This window comes from Paenibacillus sp. RUD330, assembly GCF_002243345.2.
Lineage (GTDB): Bacteria > Bacillota > Bacilli > Paenibacillales > Paenibacillaceae > Paenibacillus_O.
Genome location: NZ_CP022655.2, coordinates 1,220,906 through 1,243,376, shown reverse-complemented (window position 1 = coordinate 1,243,376; position 22,471 = coordinate 1,220,906). Strand labels below are relative to the sequence as shown.

Annotated in this window: 20 protein-coding genes; 2 read left to right on the top strand and 18 right to left on the bottom strand. The window is 60.6% G+C overall.

Annotated elements, in window-relative coordinates:
• Positions 1 to 22 precede the first annotated feature (22 nt).
• The 3 genes from CIC07_RS05440 to CIC07_RS05430 all read right to left on the bottom strand — a co-directional run bounded on the left by CIC07_RS05440 (position 23) and on the right by CIC07_RS05430 (position 4,119).
• Positions 23 to 1,423: an ABC transporter substrate-binding protein gene (locus CIC07_RS05440; RefSeq protein ID WP_076359755.1), complete on the bottom strand. Its 1,401-nt coding sequence runs from the start codon at positions 1,421 to 1,423 to the stop codon at positions 23 to 25.
• 108 nt (positions 1,424 to 1,531) lie between these two features.
• Entirely contained in the window at positions 1,532 to 2,320 is a 789-nt protein-coding gene (locus CIC07_RS05435) for a response regulator transcription factor (RefSeq protein WP_076359753.1), read from the bottom strand.
• Positions 2,317 to 4,119: a cache domain-containing sensor histidine kinase gene (locus tag CIC07_RS05430; protein WP_327205417.1), complete on the bottom strand. Its 1,803-nt coding sequence runs from the start codon at positions 4,117 to 4,119 to the stop codon at positions 2,317 to 2,319. Before CIC07_RS05430 ends, CIC07_RS05435 begins: the two co-directional genes overlap by 4 nt.
• A 200-nt stretch (positions 4,120 to 4,319) precedes the next feature.
• On the opposite strand from CIC07_RS05430, the gene CIC07_RS05425 reads away from it, so the two are divergent.
• Positions 4,320 to 5,294: a glycoside hydrolase family 43 protein gene (locus CIC07_RS05425; protein ID WP_076359751.1), complete on the top strand. Its 975-nt coding sequence runs from the start codon at positions 4,320 to 4,322 to the stop codon at positions 5,292 to 5,294.
• A gap of 196 nt (positions 5,295 to 5,490) precedes the next feature.
• Here CIC07_RS05425 and CIC07_RS05420 read toward each other — a convergent pair whose 3' ends face one another.
• The 4 genes from CIC07_RS05420 to CIC07_RS05405 all read right to left on the bottom strand — a co-directional run bounded on the left by CIC07_RS05420 (position 5,491) and on the right by CIC07_RS05405 (position 9,072).
• Positions 5,491 to 6,699 (bottom strand): MFS transporter, encoded by a 1,209-nt coding sequence (locus CIC07_RS05420; protein WP_076359749.1) that lies wholly within the window; start codon positions 6,697 to 6,699, stop codon positions 5,491 to 5,493.
• A 4-nt stretch (positions 6,700 to 6,703) separates the two neighbouring features.
• The gene (locus CIC07_RS05415) at positions 6,704 to 7,750 is read right to left on the bottom strand and encodes an ROK family protein (RefSeq protein ID WP_076359747.1); all 1,047 of its coding nucleotides are present in this window, start codon (positions 7,748 to 7,750) and stop codon (positions 6,704 to 6,706) included.
• 151 nt (positions 7,751 to 7,901) lie between these two features.
• Positions 7,902 to 8,438 carry a GNAT family N-acetyltransferase gene (locus CIC07_RS05410; protein WP_234993114.1) on the bottom strand — a complete coding sequence of 179 codons (537 nt, stop codon included), beginning with the start codon at positions 8,436 to 8,438 and terminating at the stop codon, positions 7,902 to 7,904.
• Positions 8,439 to 8,502: 64 nt separating this feature from the next.
• Entirely contained in the window at positions 8,503 to 9,072 is a 570-nt protein-coding gene (locus tag CIC07_RS05405; protein WP_076359745.1) for a putative glycolipid-binding domain-containing protein, read from the bottom strand.
• Between the two features lie 114 nt (positions 9,073 to 9,186).
• On the opposite strand from CIC07_RS05405, the gene CIC07_RS05400 reads away from it, so the two are divergent.
• Positions 9,187 to 10,119 (top strand): catalase family peroxidase, encoded by a 933-nt coding sequence (locus CIC07_RS05400; protein WP_157742022.1) that lies wholly within the window; start codon positions 9,187 to 9,189, stop codon positions 10,117 to 10,119.
• Between the two features lie 71 nt (positions 10,120 to 10,190).
• Here CIC07_RS05400 and CIC07_RS05395 read toward each other — a convergent pair whose 3' ends face one another.
• The 11 genes from CIC07_RS05395 to CIC07_RS05345 all read right to left on the bottom strand — a co-directional run bounded on the left by CIC07_RS05395 (position 10,191) and on the right by CIC07_RS05345 (position 22,397).
• Positions 10,191 to 11,084 carry an ABC transporter permease gene (locus tag CIC07_RS05395; protein WP_076359741.1) on the bottom strand — a complete coding sequence of 298 codons (894 nt, stop codon included), beginning with the start codon at positions 11,082 to 11,084 and terminating at the stop codon, positions 10,191 to 10,193.
• Positions 11,085 to 11,095: 11 nt separating this feature from the next.
• On the bottom strand, positions 11,096 to 12,100 hold the full coding sequence (locus CIC07_RS05390) for an ABC transporter permease (RefSeq protein ID WP_076359739.1): 1,005 nt from the start codon (positions 12,098 to 12,100) through the stop codon (positions 11,096 to 11,098).
• A 97-nt stretch (positions 12,101 to 12,197) separates the two neighbouring features.
• A complete protein-coding gene (locus CIC07_RS05385; protein WP_076359737.1) occupies positions 12,198 to 13,871 on the bottom strand; it encodes an ABC transporter substrate-binding protein in 1,674 nt (557 codons plus the stop codon).
• A gap of 70 nt (positions 13,872 to 13,941) precedes the next feature.
• A complete protein-coding gene (locus tag CIC07_RS05380) occupies positions 13,942 to 14,886 on the bottom strand; it encodes an ABC transporter ATP-binding protein (RefSeq protein ID WP_076359884.1) in 945 nt (314 codons plus the stop codon).
• A 50-nt stretch (positions 14,887 to 14,936) separates the two neighbouring features.
• Positions 14,937 to 15,926, bottom strand: a complete 990-nt coding sequence (locus CIC07_RS05375) for an ABC transporter ATP-binding protein (RefSeq protein ID WP_094248345.1) — start codon at positions 15,924 to 15,926, stop codon at positions 14,937 to 14,939.
• A 482-nt stretch (positions 15,927 to 16,408) separates the two neighbouring features.
• Entirely contained in the window at positions 16,409 to 16,891 is a 483-nt protein-coding gene (locus CIC07_RS05370) for a hypothetical protein (RefSeq protein WP_076359733.1), read from the bottom strand.
• Positions 16,892 to 16,909: 18 nt separating this feature from the next.
• Positions 16,910 to 17,905 (bottom strand): Gfo/Idh/MocA family protein, encoded by a 996-nt coding sequence (locus tag CIC07_RS05365; protein ID WP_234993113.1) that lies wholly within the window; start codon positions 17,903 to 17,905, stop codon positions 16,910 to 16,912.
• Positions 17,906 to 18,079: 174 nt separating this feature from the next.
• Positions 18,080 to 18,958, bottom strand: a complete 879-nt coding sequence (locus CIC07_RS05360; RefSeq protein ID WP_076359731.1) for a hypothetical protein — start codon at positions 18,956 to 18,958, stop codon at positions 18,080 to 18,082.
• A 24-nt stretch (positions 18,959 to 18,982) separates the two neighbouring features.
• Positions 18,983 to 19,951, bottom strand: coding sequence for a TIGR03943 family putative permease subunit (locus CIC07_RS05355; RefSeq protein WP_076359729.1), 969 nt, complete (start codon positions 19,949 to 19,951; stop codon positions 18,983 to 18,985).
• Positions 19,952 to 19,965: 14 nt separating this feature from the next.
• Positions 19,966 to 21,159 (bottom strand): permease, encoded by a 1,194-nt coding sequence (locus tag CIC07_RS05350; RefSeq protein WP_076359727.1) that lies wholly within the window; start codon positions 21,157 to 21,159, stop codon positions 19,966 to 19,968.
• Between the two features lie 20 nt (positions 21,160 to 21,179).
• The gene (locus tag CIC07_RS05345; protein ID WP_076359725.1) at positions 21,180 to 22,397 is read right to left on the bottom strand and encodes a HupE/UreJ family protein; all 1,218 of its coding nucleotides are present in this window, start codon (positions 22,395 to 22,397) and stop codon (positions 21,180 to 21,182) included.
• Between the last annotated feature and the right edge of the window lie 74 nt (positions 22,398 to 22,471).

Here is a 22,471-nt window from a genome sequence, read left to right as displayed (position 1 = left end):
GGGATAACCCGCCCCTTAGGCGCTATTGCTCGCTTTCGATTCCGAGCTGATCCTGGACCTTCTGCTTGAAGTCCTTGATCGTCTGCTCCCGGCTCTTCTTGCCTTCGGAATATTCGCGCACCTGATCGCGCCAGATGAGATTGATCGATTCGTCGTATTGGGTAAGGTTCTTGCCTGTCGCATTGGCGTTCGCCGGAACGAAGACGTCGAACATGTTCTGTCCGCCCAGCAGGTCGACCTTGCCGTCCGATTTGGACATGACGACGGAGGAGGCTACGCTGTCCTTCGTGCCCTGCTCGCCTGCCTTCATCGTGCCGTTCGCCCAGTAGTACTGGAGGCCCGTCTCGGAGGAATCAAGCGTGACCCACTTGACGAAGTCCGCCACGGCCGCTTTTTTGGCGTCGTCCTTGGCCGCTTCCTTGTTCGCGAGCAGCCAGGTGCCGCCCCAGAAGAAGCCTGTCGTCGGCTCCGTTACGGCCCAGTCGCCGCTGGTGTCCTTCACCTGGCCGTTCATGACGTAGTTGATGAGCCATGCGGGGCCGAAGAAGCCGAAGATCGGCTGCTTGCCGGTGCCGGACATGTCCGCGTACCAGCCCTCGGTCCAGTCCTTCGTGTCGTTGGAATAACCGTTGTCCTTCAGCTGCTTGGAGAAGTCGAGGAACTGCTCGCGCTTCGGATCGATATGCAGCTTGCCGTCTACGAGCCAGCCCTTGTCGGAGCTGTTCTCGATGGGATGCCAGATGTCGCCGTCGCCGGAGACGATGCCGTAGCCTTTGGCCTTCAGCTTCGCGGCCGCATCGAAGAATTTATCCCAGCCGGGACCGATCTCGCTCTTGATCGCGGCGGGATCGTCCGTGCCGAATACGTCCTTCGCGAGCGAGCGGCGATAGATGAACGCCCCTCCTGTCGCTTGATATGCGAGCGCCTTGAGCTGGCCTTCCTTGCTGCCGATGTCCACGGAATATTGGGCGATGCCGGCATCCTTCACCAGCTGGTCGTCAAGGCCCAGATCGGCATAGTTGGCCGCGTAGTCGGAGGCGTCGCCCTGCGTGTACTTGAGGACGAAGGCCGACTCGGCCGCATAGATGTCCGGAGCGTCCTTGCCGCCGCCGGCGAGCGCCTGGTCGAGGGCCGGCTGGTAAGCTCCGTCCGTCGTCGCGATGACCGTCGTCTTGAAGTCGACGTTCGCGTCGGGGTGGGTTTCAAGGTATTTTTTCGTCATGTTCGGAATTTCGTCCGTGAAGCTCCACAGATTGATCGTGACCTTCTCCGCAGGCTTGCCCGCCGCAGAGCCCGTATTGGAGTTTGTGCCGGAGTTGCTTGCACCTGCATTGTCGGCGGGCGAATTCGAGTTGCCGCCGCATGCAGCGAGAACAGATGACAACAGAACGATTGCCGTCGTGGTCGATAAAACGCGCTTCATGTGTGTTTCCTCCCCTTTTTGTGACGCACTGTTCTTGTAACCGCATACATAATTATAAAATTTGCCATGTAAGCGCAACAGTAACAGCGATTGGGAGAAATTCCACTTTTATCGGATCGATGAATCGGCGTCCAGCACCTGGCTCCGGTACTGTCTCGGACTCGTCCCCTCGTTGTCCTTGAACACCTTGATGAAATATTTGGCCGTGCCGTAGCCGACCTTCTCGGCGATCTCCGAGATCGGCATGCGGGTCGCCACGAGCAGCTCCTTGGCCCGCTGCAGCCTTAGCCGAGTGAGATAATCGCTGAAGGTGACGCCGGTCTGCTCCTTGAACAGCACGCTGAAATAGCTCGCATTTAGATGCGTCAGCTCGGCCACCTGCTTCATGCTGATCGGCTCCTCCAGATGGGCGTCGATAAAGCTGATGGCATCCTTGATCGGCGTGCCGTAACGCGCTTCGCCGCGGCCGACCTCAAGCAGCTTGGCGTCCACGAGCTTCTCCATCGCATCGATGCGGTCCCGGCCGTCGTCGAGCGCGAACGCTCTCTGCACCGTTTCCGCCAGAATATCCTTGTCCAGCGGCTTGAGAATGTAGTCGAAGGCCCCGAGCTGCAGCGCCTTCCGCGCATAGTCGAACTCGGCATAGCCGGAAACGACAATGATGACGGGCAGAGGGCCGCGCCCCGCCAGCGTCTCCAGCATCTGCAGCCCGTCCACCTCCGGCATCCGCACATCCGTGATGATGATATGGGCTGTATTCGCTTTCAGCCATTCCAGCGCCTCGACTCCGCTCGCAGCCGTCTCGATCCGGTGCCGCCCCGCCGACCAGGCGGTGAGCGTCTTCTGGATGCCCAGCCGCGTGCGGGGCTCATCGTCCACAATCAACAACGTTTTCATACCCGTTCGTCTCCTCCCGAAGGAATCGTGATCTCGAAGCTTACCGTCGTGCCCGAGCCTGCCCTGCTCTCGATATGCAGCCCGCCTCCGCGCTCCGCAGAGCCCGGATAATGGAGCTTGAGCCGCCTTTGGACGTTGGACATGGCCACTCCCGCCCCTTTCTTGGAATCCTGGGGAGCGACGGCATCCAGGCTCTGCATGAGCCGGATGACCGTCTCGCCGTCCATCCCGATTCCGTCGTCGATGACGGCCACGGTCGCGAGGCCGGGCTCGGGAGAATGAATCCGGACCTTGACGGATCCCGGGACGATGCGGCTCTCCACCCCGTGCAAAATCGCGTTCTCCACGAGCGGCTGGAGGATGAGCTTGGGAATCGGCACCTGAAGCAGCTCCTCCTCGACGTCGATGTCCCAGCTCAGCCGGTCGATGAGGCGCATTTTCATGATTTGCAGATAGCGCTGCGTATGCTCCACCTCGTCCCGGACGGTCACCCACTCATCGTCGGCCGCCGAGCTGCCGATGACATAGCGGAACAGTCCCGACATCGCGAGAATCGTCCGCGCCAGCTCGCTTTCCTCTTTTTCCTCCAGCGACCAATAAAACGCTTCCAGCGTATTGAACAGGAAATGCGGATTGATCTGCGCCTGCAGCGCCTTGAGCTCGGTGCGGCTCTGGGTGAGCTCCTTCTCGTAGACGACCTGGATCAGCTCGTTCATATGATCGACCATCCGGTTGTACGTATGGTTCAGCTCGTTGATCTCCATCGTCCGCAAGCGGTTGTCGCTGGCCGGTATCGGCTTGAGTCCCCCGAATCGGGCGCTGCGCATCGTTCTCATTAGCTGCTGGATAGGCCGCGTGATCATCGTCGACAGCAGCAGCGTCAGCAGCAGGAAGGCAAATGCGGCGATTCCGATCGACACATAGATCGCCATGCGCAGCACCGAGATTCCCTCCGTCGCCGCCTCGACCGGCAGGAGCAGCACGAGCTTCCAGCCCGTGACGCCGGAATGCTGGCGGACGGCGAGCATCCTCTCCTCGCCGACCGTCACGGTGCTGCCCGTCTGGGCGATGACCGCCGACGCCGTCCCGTCATCCATATCCGACAGGATCGGATTGCCCTCGGCGTCGCTCAGCAGCATGGACTCCCTTCCTTTGGAGGGATCTCCTCTGCCCTCCGATTGATCCATCTTGAAGTAGTCCCGGTTGACGTGGACGACCACGTAGCCGCCGGGCGAGTAGGCATGGTCGAGCAGGTTGATGCGGCGGACCGCGAGCACCGTGTCCGGCGACCGCGGATCGATCCCGATCCAGGCGAGGCGTCCCTTCTTCCCGTCCGCTGCGGCCAGCGCATCCCCGGAGATGCGGTTCAGGCTCGTATCGTCGAGCGGGAACAGCCGTTTGTTGCCAATGGTGTAAAGCTCGAGCGAGCTGATGCCGGAGGAATAGGCCATGTAATTGTTCGCGATCTGCAGCAGCGACTGGCGCTCGTTGAAATTGGAGAGGATTCCCTGCACCTCCTGGGAGAGCAGCTTCTGCACGTAGGAATCCGCAGCGACCTGGGTCGTGAGCGAGTCGATTCCCTTCAGCAGCGCATCCAGCCGCCCGTTGGCCTGAATGGCGGTCTGCTGGATATGCTTTTCCGCGCTTTGCTTGAGGAGCACGGACACCTCGCCGTATATAAACGCTCCTGCAAAGGTCAGCACGAGAATCATCGTCAGCGTAAAGCTGATGAAGATCTGATTTCTCAGCGTGTTGGTTTCCCGCAGCTGGCCCAGCAGCCGATTGGCCCACCCTGTCACTGGCAACAGTCCTCGCTTCCGTACATGCTAGAATGCTAGGATCAACGTAATGGATTCGGTTAAGCGTGTCAAATGGTTGTCGATCCCCCGAAAACCAATTTTAACGGTATTTTTCACAAGCATCTGAGACTGCCGGGGACGGGGAAGGGTCTGCTAAAATAAGGAGAGGACTTGATTCTATGCATCGGGGATGACTGAAAATGAAAACGGTTAAATACAAGGAACCTATCGCAACCCACATCTATACCGCCGATCCGTCGGCGCATGTATTCGAGGGCAGGCTGTACATCTATCCGTCTCATGATCTGGACCATGAGCAGGTGTCGAACGACAACGGCGACCAGTATGACATGGAGGACTACCACGTCCTGTCGATGGAGGATGAGGGCTCCCCCTGCATCGATCACGGCGAGGCTCTTCATCTGCGGGACATTCCTTGGGCCAAGCAGCAGCTGTGGGCTCCGGACGCAGCCTGCAAAAACGGCATCTATTACCTGTTCTTCCCGGCTAGGGACCATGATCATGTGTTCCGCATCGGCGTCGCGACCGGCACCTCGCCGGCCGGCCCGTTCGAGCCGCAGCCGAGCTATATTCCCGGCAGCTTCAGCATCGATCCGGCCGTGTTCGTCGAAGGCGGCGAGGCCTACATGTACTTTGGAGGCCTGTGGGGCGGCCAGCTCGAGAAATGGCAGACCGGCGAATTCCTCGCCGACGCCGAAGGCCCGGCGCCGGACGCCCCGGCGCTAGGCCCGCGGGTGGCCCGGCTCAGCGCCGACATGCTGTCGTTCCAGGAGCCGCCGAGCGAGATTTCCATCGTCGATGGGGAAGGCCGGCCGATTCTCGCCGGCGACGAGGACCGGCGGTACTTTGAAGGTCCGTGGGTGCACACATACAACGGAAAGTATTACCTCTCCTATTCGACCGGCACGACGCACAAGCTCGTCTATGCCGTAGGCGACAGTCCTTGCGGACCGTTCACCTTCCAAGGCACGATCCTCACCCCGGTCATCGGCTGGACGACGCATCACTCCATCGTCGAATTCCAGGGCAAATGGTACCTGTTCTATCACGACAGCTCCCTGTCCGGCGGCGCCGACAACAAGCGCTGCGTGAAGTTCGCCGAGCTGAAGTACAAGGAGGACGGAACGATCGAGACGATCGATCCGTACGAGTAAAGGCGGCGTGCCTGCCTTCGCCGAAGCTTCCTCGGGCAGGCTCATGAACCGACAGAAAGGCACCCGTCCGGGTGCCTTTCCTCGTTTATGCTCCTTTAACGGCCGACGCCTCTGGCTCATTCTTGTTCTCCCCGATAGGAGCTGCCGTTCATCGGCCGGCAGATTTCAAGGCATGGACGTTCAAGGAGCTATCCGCTCACTCCGCCGCGGCCGCGGAGGCATCTCTCCTTTTTTTCATGAACAGGTTGATCCGCTCGGAGAACAGCATCAGTCCGGCGGCCATGACGAGAAGATACAGCGGCAGGAATCCGCTGGCCGACCATGCGGCGATGAAGCCGAACAGCGGCGGCAGGAGCGTGCTTCCCGTATAAGCGGCCGCCATCTGGAAGCCCATGACCGATTGGGACGAACCTTTGCCGAAGCGCACCGGCGTCTCATGCAGCATGCAGGGGAATATAGGCGCGAGCCCGAGTCCCACGACGACGAACCCGATCAGCGAGAATACGGTCGGCAAAGGCAGGAGCATGAGGACGATTCCCGTCACGGCCAGCAGCTGCCCGCCGCGGATCATGGCGCGGTTGCTCAGCTTGAAGGTGACGAATCCGGCCAGGAACCTGCCTGCGGTAATGCCCCCGTAGTAGAAGGAGATCCACTTGGCGGCATCCGTCGCGGACACGCCTTTCGATTCCGACAAATAGGTGCTGCCCCACAGGCCGAGCGTGGCTTCCACGCCGGAATAGAACAAGAACGAGAGCAGGGCCAGCTTGACGCCCTTGATTTTGAAGGGCATGACGCCTCCTGCCCGGTCATGCCCTCCCGTTTCCTCGGAACCGCCCGCTTGGTCCGCCCGACTTAATCGCGCGACCTTGGCCCATAGCGGCAGCGTCAGCAGCAGGACGAGAACGAGCCCGAACTGGATCAGCGAGACGTTGAGATAGCCGTTCCTCCACGACCGCTCCAAGATGGAATGGGCCATGATGACTGGCCCCAGCGTAGCTCCGACTCCCCAGAAGCAGTGCAGCCAGCTCATATGCCGGGCTTTGTAATGCTCCGCGACATAGCTGTTCAGCCCGGCGTCGACGCAGCCGGCTCCCAGCCCGAGCGGAACGGCAAAAACGAACAGCCATGCCGTCGCCGGAGCATAGGAAAAGCCGAGCAGGGCCGCCGCCGTGATGAGGCAGCTGAACAAGGTCACCTTGCCGGTGCCGAAGCGCTTCAGCAGGAAACCGGTGGCCAGGCTGGATACGATTGTGCCGGCGGTGACCGTCATGAAGATCAGCCCGGCCATGGAGACCGGCGCTCCGATATCGCGGTGGAGGGCCGGCCATGCCGCTCCGAGCATCGAATCGGGCAAGCCCAGACTGATGAAGGCCAAATAGATGATGATCAAAAAGAAAGCTGCCATCGTTTCACCCTTCCGTTCTTGTTGAGGATAAATCCTGAGAAATCATCGCTTCAAGGGAAAGGGTCTTCAGTCCGTCCAGATAATCGGAAGGCCAGTGGCTGTGGACAAGCTCGGGCAGATGCTCCGAGGGAACATAGCTGCGGCTCCTCTGCCCGATCCGCTCCAGCAGCGCCTCGTCGGCTTCGGAGTCGCAAAACACGATCCGCTTCGGGTTGAGGATGACCGTGAATGCCGCGACCAGCCGGGCGACCGCGTCGATATGGACCTCATCCAGCGTCCTCCCGTCCAGAAATCCGCGCTCCTGCAGCGCCTGCCCGAAATTCCGCCGCCCGTCCATCGGGACAAAGGAAATTTCTCCGGAGAAAGACGTGTTCCCGCGCAGAATCGTTCCATTCGCCATAATGCCGGCTCCCGGTCCGTTGTTGCCGAAGTACAGGTACACGAGCGAGGCCGATTCCGCTTCGTCCGCCTTGGCGGCAAAGCCAAGCGCCGCGGCGTTCATGTCGTTTTCGACCTGGACCGGAATCTGCAGCCTCTCCTCGAAATAGGATCCCAGCTCCAGTCCCTCGTAGTGCCCGTAACCCGGAATGAAGCCGATCCTTCCATCCTTCACCGAACCCGGAACGCCGATCGCCAGAGAGCGGATTCGGGGATGTTTGTCCATCAGCTCCTCCACCAGCAGCCGCAGCGCTCCGATGCCCTCGATGAGCACGGTTGGAGCGGCTCCCTCCTCCTTGATCGCTCCCATGCAATCGAAGACGGAGTAGCGGGTTTCATCCTTCTCGAGATAGACCGCCAGCCCGAGCATGAAGTCGGGATTGTACGCATACCTGCTTGCCCGCCGGCCGCCGCTTGACTCGTCGAGGCCTACCGAACGCAGCTCCCCTTCCTTCTCCATGAGCGACACGAACTTGCTGATGGTGGGAAAGCTGAGGGAAAGGCTTCGGCTCAGCTCGGCCTTGGTCGCGTGGCCCTTGGAAATCAGGCCGGATCGTATCGCTGCCGCAATGGTTCGGCGGATTTCATTGGGATCTGTCCGAGGCTCGCTCATCTGATCAATCGCATCTCCCTTAACTTATTAAACGCGTTTATTAAGTCGGTATGATCCTACCAGAGAATGAGCCTTTGGGCAATTCTTTTTCTTGCAATTGCCGATAGAGGCTTCCGTTCACTGGGGACAGCCGCATGGCTGCCCCCTTTGCTCATCTGATCCCAACGAGACCGTCTGCCGCTGAAGGCAGCTCCATGACCTCGAAATCGGTCGTTCCCGCCTTGAAATTCCCCACGATCCGAAAACCGAGACGTTCGTATACCTTTTTTGCCCGGAGATTGAATGATGCCACCGTAAGCCGCAGCAGAGAAGGGCTGCCGATCCGAATCGCTTCCGCGACGACATACGAGACGAAGCGTGTCCCTTCGCCTCTCCCGGCATGCTCCGGATCCATGCCCAGACCGATGTCGACAGCTCCGCTTTCTTCTCTGTAACAACCAAGCTCTCTCCCAGCGGGCACTTGAGCCCACGAACCGAGGCAATAGAACCCGAAAAGCGCGCCCCCTTTTAAAATGGCCGTATAGCGCATCAGCTCTTCGATCGTTTCGTCGTCTTCGCCCATATCGTAAAAGTCGTACGGAGGGGCGTAGCTCCATCCCGCGATTTCTCTGGCATGGGACACGGTCATCAGCGAGCTGCTCAGCTCGTTTTCCCCACCGGCTCCTTGTCCGGCCATTCGTTCCGGCATTGCGACGGCCTCCTTCTCTCTTTCCCGATTCGGTCCAGATTCAACATTCTGCACCTGCTTCTTCCTATAACGAAATCCATAGATCGCCATAGCGATGGATCATCCCTTCGCCTCCGACATCCAGTCCGGCCTCGAAGGAGGAGCTGCGATAGAGGTAACGGCACTCCTCCAGACAGGAGTAGGACTGCCTGAGCGGCTCTGCCGCGAGCGAAGGAAAGCGGACCCATGCCGCGGCCATCTCCGCCTCCTGCCCCTTGCGCAGTCCGAGCCTGCGGATCGGCAGCGTGTTCGTCGCGGGCGTCAGCTCGATATCGACGTCCAGGCAGCCTTGCAGCTCGGGCGCCTCCCGGCCGTCCATCAGCCAGTTTCCCCGGCCGTCCGCTTCCAGATGGAGGCTGGCCTCTTCGTCGCCATAAGCCAAATCGACCGACGCTTTCCGCGTAAGCCAATCCATGCAGGTGATGATCTGGTAGGTGCAGCTGACGGGCTCGGAGCCGAGCCTTCCGACGATGCTGCCTGCCAGCAGGTGGCTTTCTTGGCCGCGGAAGAGGCGGCAGTGCTCGAGAAACGGCTCGTCCAGCCGTTTCCACAGCCGGGATTGGAGCAGCAGATGCGGATTGGATTTCATCGTCATGGGGATTGTCCTCCTGAGCTAGAGAATGAACGGGATTGGATTCGGGCATTGATGAGGTAAATACGTTTACGACCCATGCAGGCAATCGCCGTTACTGGAAGGAGAATGAATGACATGCCGACGTCAAAAGAACCGGGAAGCATGCTTCCCGAGCAAGCCGTCAACGCCATCGAGCAAATCTCCGGCACTCATCCCGGCTGCAGGCGCGCTCATGCCAAGGGCATCTGCTGCGAGGCCGTATTCCGTCCCAGCGGAGCCGTCTCGGAGTGGACCGCGGCTCCCCATCTGCAGCAGGAGGAGACGCGCGCCATCGTCCGCTTCTCCAACACGAATCCCGATCCCGACAACCGCGACCTGCTCTCTCCCGCCAAGGGACTTGCAGTCCAGTTCCTTCTGCCGGACGGAGCGAGACCGGTCATCGTCGCCGCCACGACTCCTGTCTTCTTCGCCCGGACGCCCGAATCCTTCCTGGAGATGATGCAGGCTTTCCGGGAGGCGAAGCGCGGCGGGATCTCCGTCAAGGAGATTTTCACCGATCTGATCGGCCGGTTCCCCCATGCGAAGAGCGCCCTTGCCTCCATCTCCGCGCTGAAGCCGCCGGCCAGCTTCGCCAGCCGCCCGTATTATTCCATCCATGCGTTTTATTTTGTCGATGGGGCGGGCAAGCGGCGTCCGGTCAAGTATGAATGGATTCCCGATGCGGGAGAAGATCATCTTCCGCTTGTGAAGGCGCCTTTCGCCGGGCATGATTACCTGGAGAAGGAATTGGCCGAGCGGCTGGAATCATCGCCTGTCGGCTTTACGCTGCGCATCGTCCGGGGAGAGGAATGGGATCCCGTCGACGATCCGACTACGGAATGGCCGAGGGACCGGGAAACGGTCGACGCCGGCCAGCTTATCGTGACCCGCATCGTCGAGGAACCGGAAGGGCTGCTCATGGATCCGACCGTGACCGGGAATGGCATCGAGGTCAGCGAGGATCCGATTTTGCGCTTCCGCAAGGACGCTTACGCGGTCAGCTTCGAGCGGCGCTCGCAGGGAATCTGACGATCCTGGTTTGGAAGCCGGGGATGGCAAAAAAGCACCGGCCTCCGGCCGGTGCTTTAGTTCGTCTGCGGTCAGCTTTTCATCCGCGGGTCCAGCACATCGCGCAGGCCGTCCCCGATCAGGTTGAAGCCGAGCACGGTCAGCATGATCGACAAGCCCGGGAAAATGACCGTCCACGGCGCGTTCTGGATGAACTGCCGGGAATCGGACAGCATCTTGCCCCATTCCGGCTCCGGCGGCTGCGCGCCCATGCCGAGAAATCCGAGCGCCGCCGCCTCGATGATCGCCGTCGCGATGCCGAGCGTGCCTTGCACGATGATCGGGCCGAGGCAGTTGGGAAGGATATGCTGCCACAGAATGCGGGAATTCTTCATGCCGATCGCCCGCGCGGCCATGATGTATTCCTCCTCGCGCAGGCTGAGCACCTTGGCGCGGACGAGCCGGCCGAACACCGGCACGTTCACGATGGCGATCGCGAGCAGCGCATTTTGCAGCGAAGGCCCGAGCGCGGCTACGATGGCGATCGCCAGCAGGATGCCGGGGAACGCGAGCAGAATGTCGAAGATGCGGGAGATGAGCGCATCGAGCCAGCGGCCGTAATAGCCGGCGACGATGCCGAGCATCGTGCCGGCGATGATCGAGCCTACGACGGAGCTGATGCCCACCCAGAGGGAGATCCGGGTTCCGTAGATGATCCGGGACAAGATGTCGCGGCCCAGATCGTCGGTGCCGAACCAATGCTCTCCGCCCGGTTTGTGGAGCCGGTTGACCAGCTCTTGCTCCTTATAGTCGTAGGGAGCGATGAACGGCGCCAGCACGGCAATCAGCACGAAGAAGACGATGATGCCGAGACCGGCCATGGCCAGCTTGTTTTTGCGGAAGCTGCGCCAGCCGTCCCTCCAGGAGGAGGAAACCTCGGTCTTGGCCGGGGGCGGCGGCGCAAGCTTGACTGCCGGTTGTGACATGGGCTTTCCTCCTACTTGAAGTTGATTCTCGGATCAACCGCCGCGTACAGCAGGTCGACCAGAAGATTGATGAGCACGAAGATGAAAGCGATGATCAGGATGCCGGACTGTATGACCGGATAATCCCGGGAGGCGATCGCGTCGAAGATATACCGGCCGACGCCAGGCCAGGCGAAGATCGTCTCGGTCAGGACCGCTCCCCCGAGCAGCAGGCCGAACTGCAGGCCGATGACCGTCAGCACCGGGATGAAGGCGTTGCGCAGGGCATGCTTGTAGATGATGAACATCTGCGACAAGCCCTTGGCCTTGGCCGTGCGGATATAGTCCGACCGCAGCACCTCCAGCATGCTGGAGCGCGTCATCCGGGCAATGATCGCCATCGGAATCGTGCCGAGCGCGATTCCCGGCAGGATGAGATGCTTCACGACCGTCCAGAACTGATCCGCCCTGCCCGAGAGCAGCGAGTCGATCAGATACAGGTTGGTCACCGACTCCACCGGGTCGCGCGCGTTCACCCGGCCGATGGACGGAAGCCACTTCAGCTCCAGCGCGAACAGCCACTGCTCCATGAGGCCGAGCCAGAAGATCGGCATCGACACCCCGATGAGGGCGATCAGCATGCTGAGATAGTCGAACCAGGAGTTCTGCTTCCAGGCGCTGAGAATGCCGGCGTTCACCCCGAAGAACACGGCGAAGGCCATTGCGACCAGCGTCAGCTCCAGGGTAGCCGCCAGATAAGGCGTGATTTCTGCCGATATCGGCTCGCGGGTGCGGATCGACGTGCCCAGATCGCCGGAGGCGAGCTTTTTCAAATAATCCCCGTACTGCACGAGAAGAGGCTGGTCAAGCTTGAGCTCCTTGCGCAGGGCTTCCTTGGATTCGTTGCTCGCCTTCTCGCCGAGAATGACTTCCGCGGGATCGCCGGGAATCGCGTGGATGATGGAAAAGACGATGATCGTCATTCCCAGCAGAACCGGAATCAACATGAGCAGACGTCGAATCGTGTAGTTCAGCATCAATGTCTCCCCTTAATCCATTAGGCGTATCAATAGAAGAGACGGCAGGCCAGCCTGCCGTCCGCTTGATCCAGCACTCGAAGCGACGAGTCGACGGTTACTTGAAGTAGACCTCGGTGTACGGCTCGGAGCCTGTCGGCGAAGGCGTGTAGCCCGCCAGCTTGGCCGCTCCGGCCAGCAGCGGCGTCGAGTGGACGAGCGGGATCCACGGAGCATCCTGCTTGATCAGCACCTGCGCCTGCTTGTACAGCTCCTCGCGCTTGGCGTTGTCGGTCTCCGACTGGCCTTCGCTCAGAAGCTTGTTGACTTCATCATTGGAGTAGAAGCTGTAGTTGTTGCTTCCGATCGCATCCTTGTGCAGCAGCGTGAAGAGGAAGTTGTCCGGGTCGCCGTTGTCGCCCGTCCAGCCGAGCATGAACAGATCGTCCTTCTCGCCTTTTTTGGCGTCGTCGAGGTACGTGGCCCATTCCGGCGATTCGATCTTCGTTTTCACGCCGATTTTGGCGAAGTCGGCTTGGATGGCCTCGGCCACTTTTTTGCCGTCCGGCATGTACGGGCGCGCCACCGGCATCGCATAGAACGTCATCTCTTCAGGCAGTCCGTTCGGATAACCCGCCTCGGCCAGCAGCTGCTTCGCCTTGTCCAAGTCGTACGGATAGTCCTGCACGTCCTTGTTGTAGCCCAGCGTGGAAGGCGGCATCGGGTTGACCGCCGGCTCGGCCAGTCCGCCGTAGAACGCCTGGATGATGGCTTCCTTGTTGACGGCGTAGTTCAGGGCGACGCGGACCTTCGGGTCGTCGAACGGCTTCTTCTTGACGTTGAAGCCGACATAGCCGACATTGAAGGATGCGCGCACGATCTTCTGGAGGTCGGCGTTGCCTTCGAGCGTCTTGAGATCATCCGGGTTGACGCCTTCCATCAGGTCGATCTCGCCGTTCTGCAGCGCCGTGAAGCGGGCCGAGTTGTCCGGAATGACCTTGAAGACGACTTTGTTCAGCTTAGGCAGCCCTTGCTGCCAGTACGTCGGGTTCTTCTCCACGGTGATGGAGTCGTTGCGCTTCCATTCCTTGAAGACGAAAGGACCCGTGCCGACCGGCTCCGATTTGAATTTGTCCTTCTTTTCCTTGATCGCCGCCGGCGACGCTATGCCGAACGGAGGCATCGCGATGTTCTGCAGGAAAGGAGCCTGCGGCTTGTTCAGGACGAATTTGACCGTGCCCGGGTCGACAGCGGTGACTTCCTTGATGACTCGGGAACCGTCCGGACCGAACATGGAGTCATAGTAGTCGAAGGAGTCGCCTTCGAACTTGAACTCGCTCTTCGGATCGCTCCAGCGGTTGAAGTTGAACACGACCGCGTCGGCGTTGAAGTCGGTACCGTCCGAGAACTTGATGCCTTGCTTCAGCTTGAACGTGTACGTCAGGCCGTCCGGGGTGACCTCATAGCTTTCAGCCAGCTTGGGCTGAATCTCGGTCGTACCCGGCTTGTAGTCGAGCAGGCCTTCGAAAATCTGCTGCGTAACCTTGAGGGATTCGCCATCGGTTACGATGGACGCGTCGAGAGCGGCGGAATCGCCGCCGCGGGCGGTGATCAGCGTATCCTGCGTGGTGGCGGAGGAATCCGCCGGAGTTCCGCTCGGAGCGGGGCTGCCGGTGCTCGATGCGGTATTGCTGCCGCTGCTGCCGTTGTTGCCGTTGTTGCCGCTGCAGCCTGCCAGGGCGAGGACGGACGCCAGGACGAGCGCCGCTCCGGGTTTATACCATTTGTTCAACTAATTCTCCTCCTCTTGATCTCTCTTTTTCGGAATCCCTATGGCTTTTTGAATCTATGATTGAAATCCGTTACGGCTCCATGGAGACGTACAGATGACAAGCTGTCCTATGGCCTTCCGACGTCTGCTGAAGCGCCGGCCGCTGCTGCCTGCATATGTCCATGACGTGCGGACAGCGGGTGTTGAAGACGCAGCCCTGCGGGACATTGGCCGGACTCGGGACCTCGCCCTGCAGGATGATCCTCTCGCTGGCCGCATTGGGATCCGGCTTCGGCACGGCGGACAGCAGCGCCTGCGTATAGGGATGCTTGGGATCCCGGTAAAGGGAATGCTTGTCCGCCAGCTCCACGATCCTCCCCAGATACATGACCGCGACCCGGTCGCAAAAATGCTTCACCACGCTGAGATCGTGAGCGATGAACACATAGGTCAGACCGAACTCTTCCTTGAGATCCTGCATCAGGTTGAGGATTTGAGACTGGATCGACACATCCAGCGCCGATACCGGCTCATCCGCGACGATCAGCTTCGGCTGCAGCATGAGCGCCCGCGCGATCGCGATCCGCTGCCGCTGTCCGCCGGAGAACTGATGAGGGAACCGGTCCAGCTGCCAGGAGCTGAGGCCTACCGTCTCCATCACCCGCTCCACCTTGCTGCGGCGCTCCTCGGCGTTCCCGATGCCGTGCACGATCAGCGGCTCCTCGAGAATCTTGCGGACCTTGTGGCGCGGATTGAGAGAGGCGAACGGATCCTGGAAAATCATCCCCATGTCCCTGCGGATCTCTCTCATGCGGCTGTCGGAAAACTCCGTCACGTTGTGGCCGTCGAACATGACCTCGCCGCCGGTCGGCTCGATGAGCCTCAGTAGCGAGCGGCCCGTCGTCGACTTGCCGCAGCCGCTTTCGCCGACGATGCCGAACGATTCGCCTTTCTTCACCTGAAAGCTGACGTCGTCGACCGCTTTGACCTGCCCGACCTCGCGCTGGAACAGCCCTTTGCGGATCGGGAAATACATCTTGAGGGAGCGGACCTCCAGCAGGCAGTCCTCATGTAATTGGTTCGGGCTCAATTCGCCACCTCCTCGATCGCATTCAGCCAACAGCGGGAGCGGTGGCCCGGGCTTGTCGTCGACACGAGCTCCGGAAGGTGACGCAGGCACTTGTCCATCACATGCTCGCAGCGCGCCGCGAAACGGCAGCCTTCCTTGACCGTGCCCGGCTTCGGCACGTTGTCGGGGATCGAATAGAGCCGCTTCACGTCCTCCTCGATCTTCGGAATGGAACGGATCAGCCCCTGCGTGTAGGGATGCCGCGGCTTCTCGAATATCTCGCGCACCGTTCCTTCCTCTACGACCTTGCCGGCGTACATGACGACGACCCGGTGGCATACTTCGGCGACGACGCCCAGATCATGCGTGATCATCATGATCGCCGTCCCGGTCTCTTCATTGAGCTTTTTCATGAGATCCAGAATCTGCGCCTGGATCGTCACGTCCAGCGCCGTCGTCGGCTCGTCGGCGATCAGCAGCTCCGGCTCGCAGCAGAGGGCGATCGCGATCATGACCCGCTGCCGCATGCCGCCGGACAGCTGATGCGGGTAGCCCCTTAGAATCGTCTCCGCCCTGGCGATGCCGACCTTCTTCAGCATTTCCAGCGCTTGCGAGTACGCTTCCTTGCGGCTCATGCTGCGGTGGACCCTCAGCGTCTCGACGATCTGATCCCCGATCGTAAGCAGCGGGTTCAGGGATGTCATCGGCTCCTGGAAGATCATCGAGATCTCGTCGCCGCGGATCTGCTTCATCCGCTTCTCCTTGGCCTGGACGAGGTCCTCGCCCTTGAACAGGATCGATCCTCCGGCGTATTTGCCGGGCGGCTGCGGAATCAGCCGCATGACCGACAGGGAGGTGACGCTTTTGCCGCAGCCCGACTCTCCGACCACGCCTACGATCTCGCCTTTGTGTATGAGCAGATCCATGCCGTCGACCGCGGGAATCTCGCCCTGGTCCGTTACGAAATGAGTGCGCAAATCCCTTATCTCCAGCAGCGTCGAACCCATGCGCCCGGTCTCCTTTTCATTCTATTTCTCGCTTTAATGCATTAATGTATTATTATTCAAAAGCAAATACCCACTATTTTCCTGAAGACTGCCGAATGCTTGATTTAATATCCATCGAAAATAAACACCGATTGTTCTGGCAATTCCAATAATTAGATGCAAACTTAGTTAACACAGATTGTAATACAGAGATGTGCGGTTCGTAAATACGAATTAAAAATAAATTTTCTCACATAAAAATTTAAATGGAAACGTTGCCAAAAAGGAGACGCCGCCACAAGGCAGCACCTCCTTCCATTTACAGGTTATTGGTGGCACTTTATCTAACTTCATTTCCAGGAGGGAAAGAATTTGTTTTCCAGAAAATTGGGAGTCTGGAGAAATGGATACATATTCAATCCTCATGCATGTGGAAGAAAATTTTTCTTTTCATCGATTTTTTCATGCCCGCCGAACTCTACCGGGATGAATAGGGCTGAGCCCTAATTCAATATTCGCCCGCTTAGCCAAATCGCGGCAGCGAGCACCAGGACCGGTGAAGCCAGCGCAGCCGCCAGCTTGCCCGGACTTGCCTGCCAATTGTGCAGATGCAGGTCCATTCCGGCCAACAGCGCTCCGGCGAGGCATCCCAGCAGCCCCTGCATCCATGCCGCGCCGCCGGAGGCTGGCAGCAGCAGCATGCCGAGCCCTGCGCCGCATGCCATATGGAGAAGAAGATACGGCTTCTTTTTTCCCGGCAGCCATGTCCTGCACAACCACTCCAGAAAGAAGGAGACCGGCGTGCCGCATACAGCCAGGACCGTCCCTCCATACAGAAGGAACAGGAAGACCCATCCCGCCAGCTCGAATCCCCCCGCCGCCTCTACTCCGTATACCGGAACGAGCAGGCTGAGCGATGCTGCAAGCAGCGTGGCCGCATAAGCGGATAGAAGCTTGCGGAAAACCGCGCCGATTACGGCATTCATCCCGCCTGCTCCTTGCTTTTAAAAGCCGCCATGCTCCAGCCCCCATTGGACGCGAATCGCGTCCAGCGTCCCCATGATCTCCACGCTTTCCTTCAAGGGCATGATATCGCTGGCTGTCCGGCAGCGGCGGATGCAATCCATCGCTTCAATCGCCTGGTAGGCATGTCCGGAAAAACCGCGGTTGTCCTCGGCGATCAGAGGCTCCTGTCCGTCGATATGGAGCTCCGCCCGGCGGGTCCACAGAAATCCCGGAATATGGATGCGGCCCTTCGTGCCGTAAATCCAGGCATCGTTGTTCATGCCCAGACGGATAGACGCATGCAGGGAAGCGGCCGCTCCTCCCTCGTAATCGAACAGGAGCGAGAACCTCTCGTCTACGCCCGTTTCTCCGATATCGACCGTGCTTTGAATCCGCGAAGGCTGCGCTCCGAAAACGAGGGAAGCGAAGGAAACCGGGTATATGCCGGCATCCAGCAGAGCGCCTCCGCCAAGCTGCTTGTTCAGCAGCCTGCCTTCCGGGTTCCAGCCCGCGTCGAATCCGAATTCAGCCTTGAGCAGCTTGATCTCGCCGATTGCGCCGTCGGCCAGCCACTTCCGGACGGCGGCAATCGGAGGCAGGAAGCGGGTCCACATGGCCTCCATGACGAAAAGCCCTTTGCCAGCAGCGGCTGCCTCGATCTCCTGCGCCTCGTCCGCGTTCATCGTGAACGGCTTCTCGCACAGCACATGCTTGCCGCCCGCCAGGCATTCCAGCACATTTTCCTTGTGTACGGGATGGATCGTGCCGATGTAGACGATGTCGACTTCCGGATCGGCGGCAAGACCGGCTGCGCCGCCATGCGTGCGGGGGATGCCGTGTTTCTCCGCAAAAGACTTCGTCTTCTCCGGATCGCGGCCCGCCACCGCCGTTACGACGGCACCGGGAGCATGCGCCAAATCCCTTGCGAAGCCTCCCGACATGCCGCCCGGTCCCATGATGCCCCAACGAATCGTGCTTGCTGCTCCTTCGCTCACTCGGCTTCATCCTCTCTGTTATCCAGCTCTTCATACGGTTTGTTCGACATGGGCACCTATTGTCCTCCACGACAGGCCAAATGAAGCCGCAGCGCCGCGGCATGCGCTGGACGGCTTCCGAGCACGCCGAAACCGCAAAAAAACCGGCATCCGCAGCAGCGGATACCGGTTCGCTCAGTTTTTTTCATCGGCGATCCGGAAGAGAGCGCCTACGCCCTTGTCGCCGAAACGCCCGCCCTTGACGGTCAAGGAATAGCTTCCGGGCTGGGGATTGTTGAGAACGATGACGTTCTCTCCTTGGCTCAGGGCGATTCCGGCGCCGAGGCTGCCCGCATCGAGCGTAAGTCCGCTGCCCGCGTCGGCCTTCACGACCACGATCGCCTTGATCATGGCCCCCCGCTTGAAATCCACCCTCTGCGGGGTGATTCCTGCCGCGCTGACGACGATCTGCGCTTCCTGCAGATCGTTGTCCGAATCGTAGCTGGCCGCAGCGGCCGCCTGCCTGCCGTATTGGCCGACGGGAATGGCGCTGCCCAGCACAAGCAGCAGGACGCAGGACAAGGCGGCAATACAACACCAGACAGCAGCCGCGCTCCTTTGCGAAGCCGGTTTTGCCGCCTGCGGCGAACGCCTATTCGCTTGCGGCTCCGGCTTGCGGCTCTCGCCGAACCGCAGCAGGCCGAACATCAGCACGATGAAGGCCACATCGATGACATACATCGCCTTGCCCGTCGAATAAGCGGTCATGCCTGCAGCGATGCCGATGCACGAGCCTGCGACGGAAGCGCCGGCCCAAGCCAGCGCCTCGGCTCCTCCAGAGCGGCGCTTCATCAGAGCCGCGCCTGCGGCCGCGAACAAGGCTGCGGCGGCGAGCGGCACTCCCAGGCCGTAGCCGACTGCCTGTACGGCTGCCGCTCCCATAGCCGCCCCTGCGGTCAAAGCGAGTCCGGAAACGGCAAGCCGGCGGAACGGCGTCCCTTCGGCCGACGAAGCCAGAATTCCGTACAGGGACACGAATACGATAAGAGCCAAGCTTCCCCACTCCAGCAGCATGACGCCACCTCCTGTTCTGATCCTCTATAGCTTGGCGGCAAAGCCCGAGTCCGGGTACACATAGGGAACCGCGGAGGGCTTCGCTTCCTTCGCTTCCGTCACGACGATCTGGATGACCTGCTGACCCTGGTATTCCGTGCGGGCTACCGTTCCGGTCACGCTGACCCAGCTGTTGTCCTTGAATTGGGAAGCGGAGTCGTTGACGGCAATAATCCCGTAAGGCATCATATCCGCCGCGCAGTGGATCATCGCCATCCTTCCGACGATGAACTGGGAATCCGTCAATCCCTCCTGACGGTATACGAAGCCGGTCATTGTGATCGTCTTGCCCTCGAAGCGGTCCGGGAACATATTGAGCGCATTGAGCGATTCGATGAACCAGGTGTCGCCCATCGCGATCTCAGGCTTGGCGTACAGCCATTCCGCCAGCTTGGCGTAATCCTTGTTGTAGAGATCGGTATGGAAGCCGGCCGCGCCAGCCGCGCTTTGGCCTGGCGCCTGAACGTCCCTGCCGCCCGATGCCGGGGCATGGGCCAGATTGATGCCTTTGGAATCGGCCAGCGATCCCGCCAGTGAAGTGTTCGGAAGCGCAAAACCGAGCAGCAGCGGCAGCAGGAACAGGCCGTACAGCATCGCTTGCCTCGCGCTTCCGGCTGGCGCGGCATGGCTGTGCCCGGCATGGCCATGGCTGTGGTCATGGCTGTGCCCGGCATGGCCATGGCTGTGGTCATGGCTGTGGTCATGCGGACCCGGATGCCCGCAAGCGCAGGCAAGATGCCTCGACCTTCCCGGAGCCACGCACAGGTACAGCTGCAGCATCCCCCCCGCCGCAAGCCCGTAAGCCGACAGCCTGGCGTACATTCTCAGGGACGGGGATACGTACAACAGCATCTCGCCCGTCCAGTCCAGCCGCAGCAGGAACGCGCCGAATCCGAGCAGGATCAGCCCCTTTATCCACTGGTCAGCTTTCATTCCATCCCATTTCAACCGCATGGCGGCGTTCCTCCTTAGTGTAGCAGCGTCATATCCAGAACGAGTGCGGCGGCGAAGACAAGAACGGCGGCGAACGCGCACAGTCCGAGCACGAAGCGGGTCCGGAAGACGGCAAGCATCATGAGCATGACCTTGAGGTTCATCATCGGTCCGAACACCATGAACGCGATCAGCGATCCGCCGGTGAAGGAGGCCGAGAACGACTGGGCGATGAAGGCATCCGACGTGGAACAGAGAGAGAGCAGGAAACCGAGCGCCATCATGGAGACGCTGCCGGCCGCGCTCCCACCGCCCAGCGAGGCCAGGTCGGATTGAGCCACGAACGTCATGAGCAGAGCGACGAGAAACGAACCGAACACGATATATCTGCCCATGTCGAAAAACTCGCTGACGGCATGTCCTGCCGCTTCAAAGCCTCTGTTGCGGCCGGGAACCGGCGTCAGCACCCGGAAGGGGGACGGCGGAGCGGCCGCTTCCGACTGGCTTGCGGAATGGAGGCCGGCCGCCATCGGCAAGCTTGCCGATGGCGGGCTTGCCGCCTGGGACAAGCTTGCCGCCGGCTGCCGGGAAGCGCGCCCGCGATTTTTGTCCGCAGGCTTGACCCCTGCCGCTGCTCCCGTCGGGGAGGCCGCCACTGCGTCCTCGCCGCGAAGAGCCTGCCCGCTGACGAAGCGATGGACCGCGAGCCCTGCCGCGATGGCGACCGCGAAAGCGAGGCCCATGCGGATCCAGGCGATCTCCGGATGGCTACGGAATGCGGCGAGCGTCGACCAGAGGACGATCGGATTGAGGATCGGTCCCGCCAGAATGAATGCCGTCGCCGCATGAAGCGGCATGCCCTTGCGGATCAGCCTGCGGATAGCCGGCACCATCCCGCATTCGCAGATCGGCACGATGATGCCGAGCAGGCTTGCCGCAAGCACGGCGAGCAGCGGGTTTTTCGGGATGGCTCTCCGGATGATCCGGTCGGGCACGAACACCTGCAGCAGGGCGGAGACGACGACGCCGATCAGGATGAAGGGCAGCGCCTCGATGAGAAGGCTGAGGAACATCGTCTTGAACAGCTGGAGCTTGCCGTCCGTGCCGCTGCCCCCTTCCTCTCCGGCGAAAAGGTAGAGCAGCGTAACAGCCCCGAGCAGAAACAGCGCCAGTAGCGAGGCATTGGACTTGGGCTTGGCAGCTTCATTGGCTGCGGCAGACGGCTGCATGGCGTTTCCTCCTTGTGGGCTTATAGGGACAGCACGCGCTCGGCAAGCCAAATGCCTCCGAACAGCAATGCGGCGGCCGAACCCGCCAGCATGACCTTGCGGTCATGCCTGGAGCGGCGAAGCAGCAGCAGGAGCGGCAGCAGCACGGCGACGATGGCCAGCTGCACGGCTTCGATGCCGAGATTGAAGCTGACGAGGTTGACCGCGAGCTGGTTGGACGGAATGTTCATGCCTTTGAGAATATCGGCAAAGCCCATCCCGTGCACAAGTCCGAAGAAGAACGTCAGGACCCATCTGCGGCTGACTTTTTTGCGGATGATATTTTCGACCGCCACATAGCAGATGCTGAGCGCGATCAAAGGCTCCACGATCCAGCCGGGAACATCGATCCAGCCGAGCACCGTCAAGGTGAGCGTCAGGCTGTGGGCAACGGTGAAGGCGGTGATCGTAGCCGCATACTGCTTGAACGACTGCCTGGCGATGAGCAGCGAGAACAGGAACAGCAGATGGTCGTAGCCGCCGAGGATATGATGGACGCCAAGACTGAAGAAGGACTTCCACCCGGAGAAAGGAGAGGCTCCGCCGTCAGAGATCTTGTCCGCTGTCCCTTGGGACTCCGACCCGGCTTGGCCGCCGTCCGCCTGCGGCGCGGATCCGTCGTCTGCGGACGGATGGTCGGGAAGGGAGGCGTAATCCGCTTCCGTCAGAAGAAGAGTCCATGAGCGGTCGCTGCCGGACAGCGCGGAGGTGCTCGTCTGCTTGCCGTACTTAATTGTTGCGAGGTTGACGTAGTTGGACTTGGCATCGTTCAAATACAGCTGATCGTCGAGGGAGGCCGGCTGTCCCGAGACGGGAGCCGGGTAGGAGGCGCGGTAGACCGCTTGGGTTCCGCTTCCTTTCCTGTCCAGGGTTATGGCGGCGGGAGCAGCCGGCTTCTGCGCTTCTCCGGCTATTTTCAGCGTGATTTTGCTCTCGAGCACTTCCCCGAGCCGGGCCTTGACGCTCTCGAATTCGGGTTCATCCAGCATGCCGTTCTTGTCTTCGTCCCCGCCCGCCAATTCCATGACGGACAGCTCGTCGATGGCGTAGGTGAACGCAATCTCCGTCTTGCTCAGCTCCAAGGTCGTGTAGCTGGCGCTGTACGCATGGGCGGATACGCCGCGGACGGATGCCAGGCTGACCAGCAGCAGGCCGATCAGGGCAAGTGAAAGGCGGCGCCGCCGATGGGCTCTCTTCATGTCGGTTCAACTCCCGGATTCATGGTGTGAATGCAAGAAATGCGATGCTCTTCAGGGAAGAGCATCGCAGATCA